The sequence below is a fragment of the Methylobacterium sp. Leaf456 genome, assembly GCF_001425465.1.
Lineage (GTDB): Bacteria > Pseudomonadota > Alphaproteobacteria > Rhizobiales > Beijerinckiaceae > Methylobacterium.
Genome location: NZ_LMQV01000034.1, coordinates 55,496 through 70,147, shown reverse-complemented (window position 1 = coordinate 70,147; position 14,652 = coordinate 55,496). Strand labels below are relative to the sequence as shown.

Annotated in this window: 17 protein-coding genes; 7 read left to right on the top strand and 10 right to left on the bottom strand. The window is 71.4% G+C overall.

From position 1 onward, the window contains the following. Positions 1-69: 69 nt before the first annotated feature. From ASG52_RS15905 to croR, 8 genes are all read right to left on the bottom strand, one after another. The gene (locus ASG52_RS15905; RefSeq protein ID WP_056245118.1) at positions 70-906 is read right to left on the bottom strand and encodes a type 1 glutamine amidotransferase; all 837 of its coding nucleotides are present in this window, start codon (positions 904-906) and stop codon (positions 70-72) included. Positions 907-1,018: 112 nt separating this feature from the next. Beyond that, positions 1,019-2,218 carry an ABC transporter permease gene (locus ASG52_RS15900; protein ID WP_056245115.1) on the bottom strand — a complete coding sequence of 400 codons (1,200 nt, stop codon included), beginning with the start codon at positions 2,216-2,218 and terminating at the stop codon, positions 1,019-1,021. After that, the gene (locus ASG52_RS15895; RefSeq protein WP_286159075.1) at positions 2,215-3,168 is read right to left on the bottom strand and encodes an ABC transporter ATP-binding protein; all 954 of its coding nucleotides are present in this window, start codon (positions 3,166-3,168) and stop codon (positions 2,215-2,217) included. The genes ASG52_RS15900 and ASG52_RS15895 overlap by 4 nt, the downstream gene beginning before the upstream one ends. A 9-nt stretch (positions 3,169-3,177) precedes the next feature. Next, entirely contained in the window at positions 3,178-3,600 is a 423-nt protein-coding gene (locus tag ASG52_RS15890) for a DUF2141 domain-containing protein (RefSeq protein WP_056245110.1), read from the bottom strand. Beyond that, on the bottom strand, positions 3,600-5,189 hold the full coding sequence (crtI, locus tag ASG52_RS15885; protein WP_056245107.1) for a phytoene desaturase family protein: 1,590 nt from the start codon (positions 5,187-5,189) through the stop codon (positions 3,600-3,602). Before crtI ends, ASG52_RS15890 begins: the two co-directional genes overlap by 1 nt. A 95-nt stretch (positions 5,190-5,284) precedes the next feature. Then, positions 5,285-6,778: a helicase HerA domain-containing protein gene (locus ASG52_RS15880; protein ID WP_056245105.1), complete on the bottom strand. Its 1,494-nt coding sequence runs from the start codon at positions 6,776-6,778 to the stop codon at positions 5,285-5,287. Positions 6,779-6,866: 88 nt separating this feature from the next. Then, positions 6,867-7,679 carry a TrmH family RNA methyltransferase gene (locus tag ASG52_RS15875; protein WP_056245104.1) on the bottom strand — a complete coding sequence of 271 codons (813 nt, stop codon included), beginning with the start codon at positions 7,677-7,679 and terminating at the stop codon, positions 6,867-6,869. Between the two features lie 2 nt (positions 7,680-7,681). Beyond that, positions 7,682-8,158, bottom strand: a complete 477-nt coding sequence (gene croR, locus ASG52_RS15870) for a 3-hydroxybutyryl-CoA dehydratase (RefSeq protein WP_056245102.1) — start codon at positions 8,156-8,158, stop codon at positions 7,682-7,684. 188 nt (positions 8,159-8,346) lie between these two features. Between croR and ASG52_RS15865 the strand changes: the two genes are divergently transcribed. The 7 genes from ASG52_RS15865 to ASG52_RS15835 all read left to right on the top strand — a co-directional run bounded on the left by ASG52_RS15865 (position 8,347) and on the right by ASG52_RS15835 (position 12,855). Continuing rightward, positions 8,347-8,952, top strand: coding sequence for a cation efflux transmembrane domain-containing protein (locus tag ASG52_RS15865; RefSeq protein ID WP_056245100.1), 606 nt, complete (start codon positions 8,347-8,349; stop codon positions 8,950-8,952). 20 nt (positions 8,953-8,972) lie between these two features. After that, the gene (locus ASG52_RS15860) at positions 8,973-9,821 is read left to right on the top strand and encodes a metallophosphoesterase (protein WP_056245096.1); all 849 of its coding nucleotides are present in this window, start codon (positions 8,973-8,975) and stop codon (positions 9,819-9,821) included. Between the two features lie 60 nt (positions 9,822-9,881). Then, positions 9,882-10,103 (top strand): hypothetical protein, encoded by a 222-nt coding sequence (locus tag ASG52_RS15855; RefSeq protein ID WP_056245094.1) that lies wholly within the window; start codon positions 9,882-9,884, stop codon positions 10,101-10,103. Between the two features lie 300 nt (positions 10,104-10,403). Then, complete coding sequence (locus tag ASG52_RS15850; protein WP_056245770.1) at positions 10,404-11,555, top strand: alpha/beta hydrolase fold domain-containing protein; 1,152 nt, start codon at positions 10,404-10,406, stop codon at positions 11,553-11,555. A gap of 37 nt (positions 11,556-11,592) precedes the next feature. Further along, entirely contained in the window at positions 11,593-12,204 is a 612-nt protein-coding gene (locus tag ASG52_RS15845; RefSeq protein ID WP_056245091.1) for a glutathione S-transferase, read from the top strand. Positions 12,205-12,274: 70 nt separating this feature from the next. After that, positions 12,275-12,487, top strand: a complete 213-nt coding sequence (locus tag ASG52_RS15840) for a hypothetical protein (RefSeq protein WP_056245090.1) — start codon at positions 12,275-12,277, stop codon at positions 12,485-12,487. Positions 12,488-12,672: 185 nt separating this feature from the next. Continuing rightward, positions 12,673-12,855, top strand: coding sequence for a hypothetical protein (locus tag ASG52_RS15835; RefSeq protein WP_156383995.1), 183 nt, complete (start codon positions 12,673-12,675; stop codon positions 12,853-12,855). A gap of 37 nt (positions 12,856-12,892) precedes the next feature. Here ASG52_RS15835 and ASG52_RS15830 read toward each other — a convergent pair whose 3' ends face one another. Together ASG52_RS15830 and ASG52_RS15825 are read right to left on the bottom strand one after the other, a co-directional pair. Beyond that, positions 12,893-13,147 (bottom strand): DUF6894 family protein, encoded by a 255-nt coding sequence (locus tag ASG52_RS15830; RefSeq protein WP_056245085.1) that lies wholly within the window; start codon positions 13,145-13,147, stop codon positions 12,893-12,895. Between the two features lie 217 nt (positions 13,148-13,364). Next, positions 13,365-14,555 carry a hypothetical protein gene (locus ASG52_RS15825; protein WP_056245082.1) on the bottom strand — a complete coding sequence of 397 codons (1,191 nt, stop codon included), beginning with the start codon at positions 14,553-14,555 and terminating at the stop codon, positions 13,365-13,367. Positions 14,556-14,652: the final 97 nt, after the last annotated feature.

Below are 14,652 nucleotides of genomic sequence, written 5' to 3'. Positions count from 1 at the left end.
ACGGCAAAGCTAGATGCGGTATGCTGCGGGTCAACGTGCCACCCGGTCGCGCTGCCCCCTGAGACCGCCTCAACGTGTGGACAGGTGCGCCAGGAAATTCCCGATCTCCCGGCGGCGCTGGCCCGGATCGAGCAGATCGTCCCCGAGGCCGTGGCGCCACGCGAGGCGCTGGCGGGCGCCTGGATCGGTCAAAGCGCGCACCTCATCGGCATAAGCCTCGACCGCGGCTCCGTCGGCGGCGAACCCGGCCTCGACCACGGCCGCGGCGCTGAGCGTCAGCATGGCAGCGAGCTCGTCGGGATCGACTTCCGGGTGGTACTGCGTGCCCCAGAACAGCCCGCGCCCGTGGCGGATCTCAATGGCCTGCACGTCCAGCACCGCGTTGGCTGCGAGCACGCGGGCGCCGGACGGCGGCTCCAGCACCGCATCGGTGTGGATCGCGGGCGCGTCCCAGGCCGGGCCGCGGCCGGCGAGCAGGGGATGAGCGGCGCCCTCCGCTGTGGGCGCGAGGTGGCGGGCGAATCCGTATTCGGGCCCGCGCGGGTTCGGGCCGACCCGGCCGCCCGCCACCGCGGCGGCGACCTGGATGCCCCAGCACGAACCGAAGATCGGCAGCCCGGCGGCGAACGCCGCACGCATCAGGTCGAGCTGGCGTTCGACGGCGGGACCGCCCTCGCTCAGGCGCAGGGTCGAGCCGGTGACGATCAACCCGTCGGCCTCGTGCAGGCCAAGGCCCTCGGGCAGGGCCGCGTCCGCGTCGGCGGGCGCGATCAGGATGCATTCCGCCCCCGGGGCGATGTCGGTCACGACATCGGCGAAGGACTGCGCCGTCGTGCGGCCGAGGACATCGCAGCGCGTCGCGCGGCCGTCGCGGTCGTTTCCATCGGCGATCAGCAGGCGCGGCATCGCTTCCTCGGTGCGGTAGACCCGAGCGCGGCGAAGCCCGGACCGGGGCTGTGCCAGATTCTCCCATGTCGGTCGCGGGGGCGGGCCGCCGCGGGACGATCCGCCTCACGCCTCAGCGCGTGCGCCGCCCCACCAACCCCAACGCCGCTCCGAGCCCCATCAGCGCCAGCCCGGCGAGCACACCCCAAGCCGGAAGCGCGGCGAAAACGCCTTCGCCGAGCGCGGTCTGGTAGGCCTCGATCGCCCAGGCGTTGGGGGTGAGCCAGCCGGCCTGCTGTAGCCAGGGGGGCATGAGGAAGCGGGGCACCATGCTGCCGCCCACCGCCGAGAGCAGCAGCACGCCGAAGGTGGCGGCGAGATGCGCCTGTTGGCGCGTCGAGGACAGGGCGCAGGCGGCGAGTGCCAGACCCGCCGCCATGGCGGAGACGAGCGCCGAGGTGACGAGCCAGCCGAGCCAGTGGCCGGAGACATCGACGCCGTGGAGCAAAGCGGCTGCCGTGAAGATCAGGCCGGCCTGGACGATGCCCTGGAGCAGAAGGAACAGGAATTTTCCCAGCACGATCACCCGCAGGCCGCCGGGGCCGGCGGCGAGGCGGTCGGCCAGCCCCCCTTCGCGCTCGTCCACCAGCGAGAGCGCGCCCTGCATCGCGGCGAACAGCAGGAACACCGCGGTGATGGCGCCGGCATAGTAGCCGATGCGCTCGTTGCCGCGGCCGGAGGCGGCGGAGCGGGTCTCGACGAGGTTGGCGAAGGAAAACGGCTCCTTCTTGGCCCGCTGCTCGGCAAAAGCCTCGTCGAGAAAGGTGCGCTCGTCGGCGCCGATCTTCCCCGAACGCTCCACGTCGGCGACGATGCGCGAGAGCACCACGTCGGGCAGCGCCCCGTTCAGTGCGCGCTGAAGCTGGCCGAGCGCGATCGGGCTCGCCAGCGCACGGGCCGGGCTCTCGACCAGCACCACCGGCTGGTCGGCAGGCGCGAGGCCGCTCTGCGCCGCGAGTTCGCCCCGCAAGACGAGGGCGACATCGACCTCGCCGCGGCGCACGGCGGCGACCGCGCCCTCGACATCCGCGGCACGCAGCCGCTCGACCCGCAGGCTCGGCTCGGCCTCCAGGGCGGCGGCGAGGCGCTGCGTCGTGGCGGTCTGAGCGAGATCGGCCAGACCCAGGTGGATGCGGACGCGGTCGCCGAGCGCGCCGGAAAAGATCGCGGCGAAGATCGAAAAGATGACGGTGGGCAGGACGAAGGCCATCGTCAGCGCCGCGCGGTCGCGCAGGAGCGAGAGCCACATCACCCGGAAGGCCGCCGCGATCACGCCGCCGCCTCCGATCCGTCGAGGGCTTCGCGATAAAGCGTTTCCAGGCCGGGGCAGCGCACCCGGATTTCGGCCACCGGCACGCCCATCCCGCGCAGGCTCGCCAGCAGGGCCGCGCCGTCGAGGCCGCCCGCGGCGCCGTGGTCGGCGCGCCAGAGCCGGGCGTCACCCGCTTCCGGGGCGAAGCCGGCCTCGCGCAGAGCCGTCCGGGCCGCCGGGCCGGGGGCCGCCTCCATCACCGCCTCGTGCTCCGGCGGCGCGGCGGCGAGCGGGCGCATCAGCGCGGCGAGATCGCCGGCCAGCCGCAAGCGACCCTCGCTGAGGATGGCGACGCGGTCGGCGAGGCGCTCGGCCTCGACGAAATCGTGGGTGCTGACGATGACGCCCGCGCCCGCGGCGCGCAGGCCGGCCAGCACCGCGTGGATCGCGGCGCGGGCGTCGAGATCGACCCCCTGCGTCGGCTCGTCGAGCAGGATCAGGTCGGGGGCGGCGAGCAGGCTCGCGGCGATGTTGGTCCGGCGCTGGTAGCCGCCGGACAACGTGGCGACGGGGCGCCCGGCGACCGTTTCGAGGGCGCAGCGGGCGAGCACCGAACCGACCGCGTCGCGGCGGGCGCCGCGGGACAGCCCGGCGAGGCGGGCGAACACCTCGAGGTTTTCCGCCACGCTGAGGCGCGGATAGAGCGCGATTTCCTGGGGCACGTAGCCGATGCGCCCGCGCACCGCCCGATCCGCGTGCGGATCGCCGCCGCGCACCCGGACGCGGCCCGAATCCGGCCCGAGCCGTCCGGCGAGCAGACGGATCAAGGTGGACTTGCCGGCGCCGTTCGGCCCGAGCAGCGCCAAGGTCGTGCCGGCCTCCACGGTGAGGTTGAGGCCGCGCAGGGCCGGCCGGCCGCGGAAGGCGAGGGCGGCCCCCTCGACGCGGACGAGGGGCGGCGGGACGCTCACGATAAGGAATCAGCGCCGGGGCAGGGCGCGGGCGAGGCGCACCCGCAGGGCAGCGCCGGGCTCGGCCAGGGTGAAGGCGGCGGCGCCGAAATCCGGCCGGGCGCGGCGCCCGGCCGCGCCGGAGAAGCCGTAGGGCTCCAGCGGCAGGCCGAGTTGCGTGCGACCGAGCCGCCCGTCGCCGTCGAGATCCTGAAACGCCGCCACCGCCCAGGTGCCCGCGGGCACGTCGCGGAACAGGAAGCGCTGGGCGCCGCCCTGGGCCAGGGCGTCCTGGCCCTGGCGGCAGCCTGCTTCCGTCAGGCTGCCCTGGCAGAGCGTGACGTAGACCGCGCCCGCGCCGGGCTCGGCCCCCTCGACGACGACCTCCAGGCTCGCGGCGCAGGCCGGGCCGGCAAGCACCAGCCCAGCGATCACAACGGCGGTCGCGCGCATCAATGCGGCTCGCCGGTGGCGAGCGGCGAGGTCGAGGGCAGTTCGGCCAGGATGGCGGGGGCTTTTTCGCGCGCGAGATCCTCGATCAGCAGGCGGGCGGAGATGCGCGCGCCTTCGTAGATCACCGGCAGGCCCGAGCCCGGATGGGTGCCGCCGCCGACGAGGTAGAGCCCCGGCCCGAAGCGATTATGGGGTCTGAACCACAGCATCTGCAGCAGATCGTGGGCGAGGTTGAAGGTCGCGCCCTCGTGCACGGCGAAATCGTCCCGCCAGCCGCGGGGATCGATGACGCGCTCGTAGCGGATGCGGTCCTCGATGTCGTGCAGGCCGAGCAGCTTCAGCCGCTCCAGCACCAGCTTGCGATAGGTCGGGGCGACGGTCTCCCAATCGATGCCCGATTTCAGGTTCGGCACCGGCACCAGCACGTAGAGGGCGGTGTGACCGGGCGGCGCCATGCCGCCGTCGGTGAAGCCCGCATGCTGCACGTAGATCGAGGGCTGCATCGGCAGGATGCCGCCGGTGATCTCGTTGATGTTGCGCTCGTATTCCTTGGACAGCAGGATCGTGTGATGCCCCAGGCTGTCCGGCATTTTCCCTTCGAGCCCCAGATAGAGCATGAAGGTCGAGCAGGAGAGGCGGGCCTTGTCGATCTTGGCGTCGCGCCAGCGCGGGCGCCGCTCCTCCGGCACGAGTTCGCGGATGGTCTTGGCGAAGTCGCCGTTGATCATCACCGCATCGGCCTTCAGCGTCTCGCCGCCGGCCACCACGCCGCAGGCGCGCTTGCCCTCGAACAGCACCCGCTCGACGCTCGTGTTGAGCCGGACATCGACGCCCATGCGGCGGGCGAGCCCCGCCATCGCCTCGGAGACCGCGCCGCACCCGCCGACCGGGTGATAGACGCCGTGCTCGTATTCGAGGAACGAGAGGATCGTGAACAGGCTCGGGCAGCGGAACGGGCTCATCCCGAGATATTTGGTCTGGAACGAGAAGGCGAGGCGCACCCGCGGGTCGGCGAAGTAGCGGCGCAGGTCCTTGTCGACGCTGCGGCCGGGATGCAGGTGGGGCAGGGCGGCCAGCATCGCCGGGCTCGCCATCGACAGGAAGTTGTCGAACGGCTGCTCCAGCACCGGCTTGAAGTAGTCGAGCTTGGTCCGGTTCTCGGCGAAGAACTTTTCGACGTTCTCGGCGTCGGCCGGGGCGAGGCGGCCGATCTCCGCCTTGAGGCGCGGCACGTCGCCGGTGGCGCGGATCTGGCCCGAGATGCCGCCCTCGCCCTCGAAGACGAGGTTGTATTGCGGGTCGAGCCGTTCGAGCTTGACGTGATCCTCCAGCCGCTCGCCGCAGGATTCGAAGATGTCGGCCAGGATCTGCGGATAGAGGAAGAAGGTCGGGCCGATGTCGAAGCGGTAGCCGCCCGGCGCCTCGACGGTCTTGGTGCGACCGCCCACCACCGGATCGCGCTCGATCACCGTGACGTGCAGGCCGGCCTTCGCCAGCAGCAGCGCAGAGGCCAGCCCGCCGGGGCCCGCCCCGACGACGACGACGCGGCGCCCGGTGAGCGCCCGCAAACCTTCCCGCGACTGAAGCAACGCCCCGAGGCTCCCATTCCCGTCCGTGTGACGGCCAATCTTGGCCTTATCTCAGCGCCCGGCAAGAGGTGCGGATTGTCGCGCGCAGTCCGTCCTTAACGGCGGCGCAGCGGCACCACCGCCGCGGCGCCGATCTGCGGGCCGGTCTCGGCATCGAGATCGGGCACGGCGATGATCGGGGACCCGCGCAGATCGCGGCGCATCACGATGGCGCCGCGCTCCTCCAGATAGGCGAGCATCCGTCGCGCCCGGCCCGCCGAGGAGGTGCCGTAGGCCTGGGCCAGCGAGGCGTCGGAGGGGCAGGGCGCGCCCTCGATGGCGGTGCGGGCGATGAGCAGGAACAGGCCGGCGAGATCGTCGGGCAGCCCCGCGGCAATCGCTTGCGCCCGCTCCCATTCCGGTCCCTCGGCGGTGGCGCCGCCGACCCCGGCGCGCGCCACCGCGAGGCGGCGCTTGAACTCGGACAGGCTCATCGCCTCGCCGCCGATCCGGCGGATGCGGCAGCGCACGGTGAAGTCCTGATAAAGCGTCGCCGGGGTGCAGGCGACGGCGTCCGAATCGGCAAGCACAGACGCCAGAACCTCGGCCATCGCGGCCTCGCGCTCGGCGGGATCGAGGGGCTCGGGTTCGGAAAAGTCTTCCCGGACCGGCGGGCGGTAGCTCGCGAGCTGGACCAGCACGTCGGGGCTCGCCGGGCGGGCGGGCTTCGGCCGCGGCGCGGGCAGGGGTCTGGCTTCCTCGCCGGGTGCTGCGGTGAGGATCAGGGCGCGGGCGGCCTCGCCCATCTCGGGGAGCGGCAGGAGGGCGGGGGCCGAATTGCGGCTCTCGGTCTCGGTCGCGCCCACCGCGATCGGCAGCGGGCGCTTCGAGATCGCCGGCCCCAGGCCCACGAAATGGCCACGGGGGAGGTCGCGGAACATCTCGGCCTGGCGGCGGTCGAGGCCCAAGAGGTCGGCGGCGCGGGCCATGTCGATGTCGAGGAAGGTACGGCCCATCAGGAAGTTCGAGGCTTCCGCCGCGACGTTCTTGGCGAGCTTGGCGAGCCGCTGCGTGGCGATGATGCCGGCCAAGCCCCTCTTTCGCCCACGGCACATCAGGTTGGTCATGGCGCCGAGCGAGAGGCGGCGCGCCTCGTCCGACACCTCGCCCGCGGCGGCGGGCGCGAAGAGCTGCGCCTCGTCGACGACGACGAGCATCGGGTACCAGAGCGAGCGGTCGGCATCGAACAGCCCACCGAGGAAGGCGGCAGCGGCCCGCATCTGGTCCTCGGCATCGAGCCCTTCGAGCGACAGCACCACCGAGACGCGGTGCTCCCGCACCCGCGCGGCGATGCGCAGAAGCTCGCTCTCGTTACCGTCGGCCTCGACCACGACATGGCCGTAGCGCTCGGCCAGCGTGACGAAATCGCCTTCCGGGTCGATGATCGCCTGCTGCACGAGGCCGGCGCTCTGCTCCAAGAGGCGGCGCAGCAGGTGCGACTTGCCCGAGCCGGAATTGCCCTGGACAAGCAGGCGGGTCGCCAGCAGTTCGGTGAGGTCCATCACCGCCGGCCGCTCGCCGGCCCGCCCCAGGTCGATCTCGTAGCCCATCCGATTCCCCGCTGGCGGCGCCCCGCTCCCTTAACACGCCGGCTTAACGATCGGTCGCCGCACCGGGGGCGCCGTCCACAGGCGGGCGTCAGGTTCGGGATAGCCGTTCACCGGCCAGCCGATGCAGCGCGATCGCCCCGGCCGTCGCCACGTTGAGCGAATCGAAGCCCGGCGCCATGGCGATGCGGACGCGGCGCGCCCGATCCATCACGGCTTCGGGCAGACCCGGCCCCTCGGTGCCGAGCAGCAGCAGCGCGCGGGGCGGAGGCTCGAGCGTTTCCAGTGCCTCGCCGCCGCCCGGCGTGAGCGCCAGGGGGGTCAGGCCGTGGCGCTCGGCGAGATCGAGGAGGGCGGTGCCGCTTCGAGCGCGGGCGAAGGGCACGGTCAGCGCGGCGCCGGCCGAGACCCGGATCGCCTTGCGGTAGAGCGGGTCGCAGGTGGCGGCGTCGAGCAGCACCGCGTCGGCGCCGAAGGCGGCGGCGTTGCGAAACAGGCCGCCGACATTGTCGTGGTTGGTCAGGCCGACGAGGCCGAGGACGAGGGCCGGGGCCGGAGCGGGCGGGATCAGCGCGCCGGGCCGAGGCTCGGCCCCGCGCAGGCCCACCGCCAGCACGCCGCGATGAACGGGGAAGCCCGTCACCGCGCTCATCACGTCCTTGCCGGCGAGGTAGACCGGCGGGCCGTCCCCTGGAAGGGACGGTGCCAGACCGGGCCAGCGCTCGGGTGCCAGCAGCACCGATTCGGCCCGGAAGCGCGCGCCTTCGGAAAAGAGCAGGCGCAGGGTCACCTCGCCCTCGACGATGAAGCGGCCCTGCCGCCCGACGAGGTCGCGCTCGCGCATCGCCCGGTAGGGGGCGAGGCGCGGGTCGTCCGGATCGTCGAGGGGGATCGGCGCGGGCAAGCTCAGGCCGGGCGGCCGCCGCCCATGCGCATGGCGAGCGGGTCCGCCTCCTCCTTCTTCGGCACCTTCACCAGGGCCTCGCCGTCGAGCACCACCTCGGTGCCGACGGAGCAGGTGCATTTCAGGCGGGCGCGGCGGCGCTCGGGGATCAGCTCGGCCACCTCGACCTTCACCTCGACGGTGTCGCCGATGCGCACCGGCGCGCGGAAGTTCAAGGTCTGCGAGATGTAGACCGCGCCCGGCCCCGGCAGGCGGGTGCCGAGCACCGCCGAGATCAGGCCGGCGGTGTAGAGACCGTGGGCGATGCGGGTGCCGAACGGCGTGCGGGCGGCGAAGTGCTCGGAGAGGTGGATCGGGTTGCGGTCGCCGGTGATCTCGGCAAAACCCACCACGTCGGAGGAGGAGATCTCCTTCAGCAGGATCTCAGTCAGCCCGACTTCGAGATCCTCGAAATAGAGCACGCGCAGTTCGGGCAACATCTGGAGCCTCCCCAAGGTCCGGGCCGCGGCGCGAGGACCACCGCGGCAAAGCTTTCGCCTCGCACAGGCGCGGGCGCAAATCCAGATGCCGATTGGGCGGAGAGGGCCCGCGCCGGATCAACCTCTCGACAGCGGCCGGGCTCCGGGGCAATCAGCGGCCGTTCCGCCGTCCCCGATAAGGCCGCCGCGTGCCCCGTCCGACCCTCACGCCCGCCTTGCGCCCGGTCGTCGCCCGCGTGGCGGCGCTCAATCTCGGCTATTTCGGAATCGAGATCACGGTGGCGCTCGCCATCGGCTCGGTGGCCCTCATCGCCGACAGCCTCGACTTCATGGAAGACGCGGCGATCAACCTGCTGATCTTCGCCGGCCTTGGCTGGAGCCTGCGCAACCGGGCGCGGCTCGGCACGGCGCTCGCCTTCATCATCCTCGTGCCGGGCCTCGCCACGGCTTACGCGGCCTACGAGAAGTTTTCGGACTTCGTCGCCCCCGATCCGGTGCCGCTGACGGTGACGGGAATCGGCGCGCTGCTCGTCAATCTCACCTGCGCCCTGATGCTCGCCCGCCACCGCGACGGCCACGGCAGCCTGACGCGGGCCGCCTACCTCTCGGCCCGCAACGATGTCGCCGCCAATGTCGGGATCATCGTGGCCGGGCTCGTCACCGCGGCGACCCTCTCGCCCTGGCCCGATCTCTTCGCGGCTTTGGGCATCGCCGTGCTCAACGCCGATTCGGCCTTCGACATCCTCAAGGCCGCTCGCCGCGAGCGGCAGGCCGCCGCCGACGCCCGCGCCTGACCTCACCGACGGACCCTTTCGTGCTGCGCCTCTTCCCCCTCTCCGACCTGCATCTCGAACGCCGCCGGCCCGAGGCGATCCCGCGGCCCGCCGCACCCTTCGACGTGCTGGTCTGCGCCGGCGACCTGCACGAGGGTCATCCCGACAAGGGCGTCGATGTCATCGTCTCGCTCGCCGAGGGCCGGCCGATCGTGCTGGTGCCGGGCAACCACGAGCATTACGCGCCGACCGGGGACGAGCGCACCGCGCCGGACCTGCTCGCCGCGCTGGAACGCACTGTGGCCCGGCGCAACGGCGAGGGCGCGCGCATCCACCTGCTGCAGGGCGGGCAATCGACCGTGATCGCGGGCGTGCGCTTCGTCGGCACCACGCTGTGGAGCGACTGGTCGCTCGCGGGCCGCTGGCTCACCGCCGACACGCCCGACCGCCCCGCCGACCCGGTTGCCTACGCCGCCGCACGGATGACCGACCCGGTCACCGGCTCGCGCGAGTACCGCGGTTCGATCCGAAAAGCGGACCGGACTGCGTGGTCGCCCGCGGACGCCATGGCGGCACACCGGGCCGAGAAGGCGGCGTTCCTCGAAGCTCTGGCCCAACCTCATGCCGGACCGACGGTGGCGGTGACGCACCATCCGCCGAGCCCGCTCGCGGCGGACGCGTTTCGCGACGCGCCGGGCGTGCCGTGGTGGGTGCCGGCCTTCTACGCAACCACCGTGCTCGACGACCTCGCGGAGGCCGAGCGGCCCGATCTCTGGTTCTCCGGCCATTTCCACGCCGGGCACGATAGGCGGATCGGCCGCACGCGCTGGATCGCCAACCCGGTCGAGGGGACGACGTTTCGGGACGACATCGTCGCCGAGGTTGGCTGAAACTCTGGGGCGGCCTCGCGCGTACGTGTCTCCAACGACAAAAACTTCGGAGACCGTCCCGTGAGCGCCTTCATCGCCGTCGTCCTCGTCTGCGCCAACGCCGTGCCGCAGGAGGCCTGCACCGACGACCGGGCGAGCGAGGTGCGCAAGGTGCGCGTCGCCAACGAACTCGGCTGCACCAGCGGCTGGCAGGAGATCATCGCCCGCACCGATCTCCGCGACGAGGTCGGCAAGACGAGCTACCTGAAGACGGAATGCCGGCGGATAAAGGACGCGCAGTAGCGTTCGCAGGACTCTCGACCGCCCCGACTCATCCCACCCAACCCCCTCATCCTGAGGTGCCGCGAAGCGGCCTCGAAGGAGGGCTCCAGCCCGCCGCGCGATACGCTGGAGCCCTCCTTCGAGGCTGAGCTTCGCTCCGCACCTCAGGATGAGGGGGGTGGGTGGGAGACGCCGCGGCATCGAGCCGGACCGATCGCTCGTTCCAAGCGATCGGGGTATCGGTCGCCTCTCCCGAAGAATCTGCTATTCAGGCGTTCACGGCCCCGTGTGGCCGATCCGATCGTGCCGTTCGAGAGTGAGATGCGCCCGAAGTCCGGTTCCGGCCTCGCCGCCATGCCCGTTGTTCTCGGGTTGCTGGCCGCCCTCGCCGCCGCGCCGGCGCAGGGCGCCACGCCGCCGGTGCAACCGGCCGAGGGGCCGGGCGGCGTCGGCGACAAGGCGGCCACCATCACCAAGCGCGCGGTCGGCCGGGCCAGCGCCGCCTCGTTCGTGTTCCACAAGGCCGGTCCCGCGCCGTCGGGCGGGCGGCCGGTGGCGGTGTTCCTGCACGCCTGGGGCGCGCCCAACCCGCAGGCCTACGGTGCCTGGATCGACCATCTCGCCCGCAACGACTGGCTGGTGCTGTTTCCCCGCTTCCAGGAGGTGAACCGCACCAAGCCCTCCGACGCGCCGGCCATCGCGGCGCGCCTCGTGAAATCCGCGCTCGCCGACCTCGCCACCGACACGGATGCCAAGCCCGATACCGGCCGCATCGCCCTGATCGGCCACTTGGCCGGCGCGCCGCTCGCCGCCCACATCGCGGCGGAGGCCGCGCAGAACGGCCTGCCCGCGCCGAAGCTCGTCTTCGCGGTGATGCCCGGCGGCATCGCCCGGGACGCCAAGTCCCGCGGCATCCCGCTAGGGGAGCTGAACACCATCGATCCCGGCACGATGCTGGTTACGATGATCGGCGACAAGGACGCCCGCGCCGCCGACGCCGCCGCGCGAAAGATCCTGCGCGATGCCACCGCAGTGCCCGCCGAGCGCAAGCTGTTCGTGCGGGCGCTGTCGGACGATCACGGATTCCCGGCGCTGACCGCGACGCTCGCTTCGCCCGCGGGGCTCGATGCGGCCTACGATTCGGGGGCGATCAAGCTGCCGCCGGACCCGCCGGGCGAGAAGCCGCCGCCGTTCCGCTGGTCGGCCGACATGGCGCTTTCCGGCGAGCAGACCCAGCTCGTCGCCCAGATCAACAACGCGCGGGCCGACAGCCTCGACTTTCTCGCCTTCTGGCGCAGCTTCGACATGGCGGCGGCCGCCGCCTTCACGGCGAAGGACGCCGCGAGCCTCAAGGCCAACCCGGCCTTCAGCGACATGCAGCGCTGGAGCGACGGCTGGCCGGTCAAGCGCCTCGGCGTCGAGGTGCCGAAAGCTCACGCGCCCACGAGCCCCGACGCCGCCGCGCGGCGCTGATCACATTTTCCCTTCGCAATCGAGTCCCCGGTCGCCGATGAAGCTGTTCCACTCGCACGCCTCGCCCTTCGTCCGGAAGGTGATGGTGGTCGCCCACGAACTTAGGATGGCCGAGCGCATCGAACTGCTGCCGAGCAAGGTCCACCCGGTCGAGCGCGACCGCGCGGTGCTGGCCCAGCACCCGCTCGCGCAGGTGCCGACACTGATCGACGACGCGGGCCACGCGCTCGCAGACAGCCGGGTCATCTGCGAATACCTCGACGTGCTGGCCGGTGGCGACCTGTTTCCCCGCGAGGGCGCGGCGCGCTGGCGGGCGCTCAACGAGCAATCGGCCGCCGACGGCGTGCTCGATGCCGCCCTGCTGATCCGCTACGAGTTGACCGCCCGGCCGGAATCCGAGCGCTCGGCCGCCTGGATCAAGGGCCAGAGCGCCAAGATCGAGACCACGCTGGCGTGGTTCGAGGAGCGGGCCGGGGAACTGACCGAGCGCATCGACATCGGCACCATCGCGCTCGCCTGCGCGCTCGGCTACCTCGATCTGCGCTTCTCCGACATCGCGTGGCGCGACGACGCTCCGGAACTGGCGGCGTGGTTCGCCCGGATCGGTGAGCGGCCCTCGATGGTGGCGACGCGTCCACCCGCCGGGTGATGCACGGCCGCGACAGTTAATCTGGCTTAAGCCTTGCTAAGATTTTCCGGCTCCCGCCGGAGGCTTCGCCATGCCCGATTTCGTCGCCGCCCTGTTCGCCTCGGCCCTGTTTTGCCTCGCGCTGCTGGCGCTCAACGCCCTGACCCGCCTCGCCATCCAGGCCCATCTCGCACCCGACGGGCTGATGGAGGGCGGGTTCGTTCAATATGGCGGCGCCTTGGTGGTGGCCGGCGCGGTCTATCGCCGGGCCGTGCGGCCCCCCGGCGGCCTCGCGGACCGCTGACGCGGACGCCGGTGCCGCGGTCGCAAGTCGGACAAGCACAGGAAATGTCAAAAAGCGTACCATCCGGCGGCACTGCACGGCGTCCGGCACGTTGGCCCATGATATTCACGAACCCGTGAGGTTCTGCGATGTCGCCTCCGGCCATACCCTTCACGATCTCCGCCGACCTGCATGGGGAGCCGCGAATGGCCACCCGCTGCAATCCGGCCAGCGCCATGTGTCTGGCCGACGATTGGGCTGAGGTCGGATGCTCGGACATCCGGATCGCGGATCGGGACGGCATCCCACACTCGCCCGCTTCCTTCAGGGCCAAACTGCCGCTCCGCAAGCGGATCGAGCGCCGCCGGCTCGGGTTGTGGACCTCCTGACGGTGCGCCGCGCCGGTCGCGATGGAACCGGAAGTGCCTATATCTCGACGGAGCCACCCATCGCGGCGGCGTTCGTCACGACGAAGTCGAGCCGGAACAGGATGAGGCCCTGTCCGTCGGTGACTTCCATGCGCCACTCCTTGCCGCGGGCGACAAGGTCGGCTTCCTCGCCGAGGAATTGTCCCGTGAGCCGGATCGCCATGCGTCGTGCCTGCGCGCGATCGGCGAGCTCCAGCACATCCGTGTCGATGATCGAGCGTCCGTCGTGCATGTTGAAGTGATATCGCGGCATCGCACGCAGGGCCCTCGAAGCGTCTGGGGCGGGAGCGCGCTCCCCATCACAGGCATGCCAGGCCGAGTTCCCGCGATTGTCCGAGACCGTACGGAGATGACCGCCGATCCGCCGTTACTTTTGATGGATCGGTTCGCCCCTCGACGGTCGCAACGAAAAGGGCGTGCCCCGTTTCCGGGACACGCCTCCGAAGCCGTCGGGGCCGTGCGGCCGGCGATCAGAAGTAGGACTTCAGCACGCCGCGGCGGCGCACGTCGAGCGTGGCGCAGTGGAACGAGCCGCCGAACGGGCCGTAGCTCAGGAACGGCGCCGGGATCGGGTCGAAGCCCCAATCCTTGAGCGCCTTGATCAGGGTCGGCTGGCTCTGATCGACGACGATCTTCTTCTCGTCGATGGCGAGCACGTTGATCGAGGTCCAGGGCGAGCACATCGAGATCTTGCTCATGAAGCCCGAGACCGGGTCGGGGCGCGGCGCGATCAGCACGTCCCACTTCTTGAGCACGGCCGGCAGCTTCTCGACGTCGATGTAGTCGGGGTTGACCAGCACCTTGCCCGGCGCCAGCGGCATGAACGACGAATCGATGTGCATCGGCTGCGGGCAGCGGCTCTCGATCTCGTGGATGCGGAAGCCGGGGCCGAGATGGCGGCGCAGCCACTCGATGCCCATCAGGTTGGTCACGTTCGAGCGGGTCACGAACAGGTCGCGGCCGCAGCGCACGAAGTCGGCGGCGTCGAACACCGGCTCGAACTCGTTGACCGTGAACTGCATCGGCTCGCCGGCCTTCAGGTTCGGCACCCGGTAGTCGTAGTTGTAGAGGTCGTCGGTGAGCTGCGGACGCGGCGCAGACGTCCACCGAGCCCCAGCGCGAAAATACTCCTTGAAGAGCGAGCGGTAGGCGTCGCCCTCGAAGTAGCGCGAGCGCCAGCACATCGGGCTCTCGATGATCTCGTCGCCGATGACGAGGTACGGGTCGCGCGGGCAGGCGACGCAGAAGCCCCGCGAGGTCCAGCGCGGCGCCTTGAACTTCTTCGAGAAGTCCACCGTGTCGGGGCGGCGCACCTTCACGCCTTCGCCGGCCAGGATCGAGATGAAGTTGTCCAGCTCCTGTTGAGCCAGCTTCTTCATGAACTTCGGATACTTGAAGCCTGAGGCGAAGCGGTAGAACGGCTGGGCCGCCCGCGGCAGGTTGAAGATTACGGTGAGGTGATGGGTCGGGATCGTGGCGCCGTCGAGCGAGCCGACGATCACCTCCTCCAGCGGGTCCCACTCGTTCCAGGCCATCACCGGGCTGCGGGGGGCCGGCACGCCACCCTGAGCGCCGACCTGCGCGGTTTGACCGGCGTAGCCCCGCGTCGACGGGTCGTCGATCAGGGCGGATTCCGCCGTGATCTGCGGCTCGCGATCCATTCTCGGCTCCATAGAAGCGGCGTCCGGCGACAATCGTCGCTTCACCTCCACCGCGGGCGCCGCTTTGCTCCCCGGTGTGTCAATCGGGTGATAGACA